Annotated in this window: 2 protein-coding genes; both read right to left on the reverse strand. The window is 38.9% G+C overall.

Annotated features, from left to right (window positions below; translation table 11 throughout):
• Window positions 1–235: 235 nt before the first annotated feature.
• Entirely contained in the window at window positions 236–400 is a 165-nt protein-coding gene (locus V7137_RS17370; RefSeq protein WP_335699257.1) for an aspartyl-phosphate phosphatase Spo0E family protein, read from the reverse strand.
• Between the two features lie 265 nt (window positions 401–665).
• On the reverse strand, window positions 666–1,139 hold the full coding sequence (locus V7137_RS17375; RefSeq protein ID WP_335699258.1) for a hypothetical protein: 474 nt from the start codon (window positions 1,137–1,139) through the stop codon (window positions 666–668).
• Between the last annotated feature and the right edge of the window lie 77 nt (window positions 1,140–1,216).

Raw genomic sequence — 1,216 nt, forward strand, 5'->3', positions numbered from 1 at the left:
CCCTTATCCGGCACCATACCCAGCTCCATATCCAACCCCTTATCCGGCACCATACCCAACAACGTATCCAACTGCCTATCCATCTGGAGGCTATCCGTATTATTAAAACTCAATGGCTGAAAAAAGCGTAAAGGTCCTCCACACAGGACTTTTACGCAATTTGACTGTCTGTGATTACGATGATAGTGGTGTCATACTTTTTCTATCAATTTATCGATAAATACATAGTATGTATTCAGGCAGAAATTTTCGACAGTGACCCCATTTGTAAGTTAATTAACTTATCAAGTCTTTCACTTAACCTTACCGTTTCCACTGAAGTAAAACCCTTCGCTAGGCCCACACTTATCATTTTTATTCTTAGATTTTCTATTTGCACAAAAAGATCCTCGTTATTCATTATCAATTAACTCCTTATATTTTTGAACTATGTACTTACGAGTTTACCAATTGAAAGCGGATACAAGTAACTAGTTTTCGTCATCAAATGTCGACAGTAATTTCCACCTTCATAATGCTTATGACAATTAATTCTTCTGGGTTACTCGGAATATGGCGAATACTGGATTACTTTGTGCTAAAAAATTCACACCCCTGATGAATTATCAAAAAAAACTAGAAAAATCCCCCCTCAATCTTGCTGACTCGCTTTAGTGCTTTAAACTTTAGTTGTGTGGAGGGCTGATCCCATTATTTATTCTGGTTATACCCAGAGCTGTATTTTCCCATAAAATCTTTTCAATCGTTTCCCATTGATGTTCTTCACATCGAATCATTAATACAATTTCTGCGGTGATGCTCTTTGCCGCTCTTTGCTTATTTTTAACCAGGAGCATTTTGATTAAAAAGCCTAACAGTAACCCGCTGACCGCACCAATAATTCCCCAGATAATCGGACCCCATTTTAGAACATATCCGTAAATGGCACCGAGCAGCATGAAACAAGTTCCCAGCATCGCGGCTCCATCAAACAAGCTCAGACCATCTGCTCGATGGATTGTATCGAATAACTGTCTTGGTTCCGAACGCTTATCAAGCGGGGCCGCTAAGATCTTTTCTTTAGGTATCCCCTTTTGTTCAATCGCAGTGATTGCTAACTCAATAAATAAAGAATTCTCGAAAGTGGCTATGACATACAAATTGAGAACACTCACTTTCTATAAGGCTGTGTTAAAGGTCACTGTTGATTTTATGGCTAAGTTGATTGGAGCGGAAG

Origin of the sequence: Neobacillus drentensis (assembly GCF_036962765.1) — a bacterium.
Lineage (GTDB): Bacteria > Bacillota > Bacilli > Bacillales > Cytobacillaceae > Neobacillus > Neobacillus drentensis_C.

What these genes read in the sequence shown, in the direction of transcription:
- V7137_RS17370 (WP_335699257.1), bottom strand. Translation starts at nt 400, where the DNA reads ATGAATAACGAGGATCTTTTTGTGCAAATAGAAAATCTAAGAATAAAA.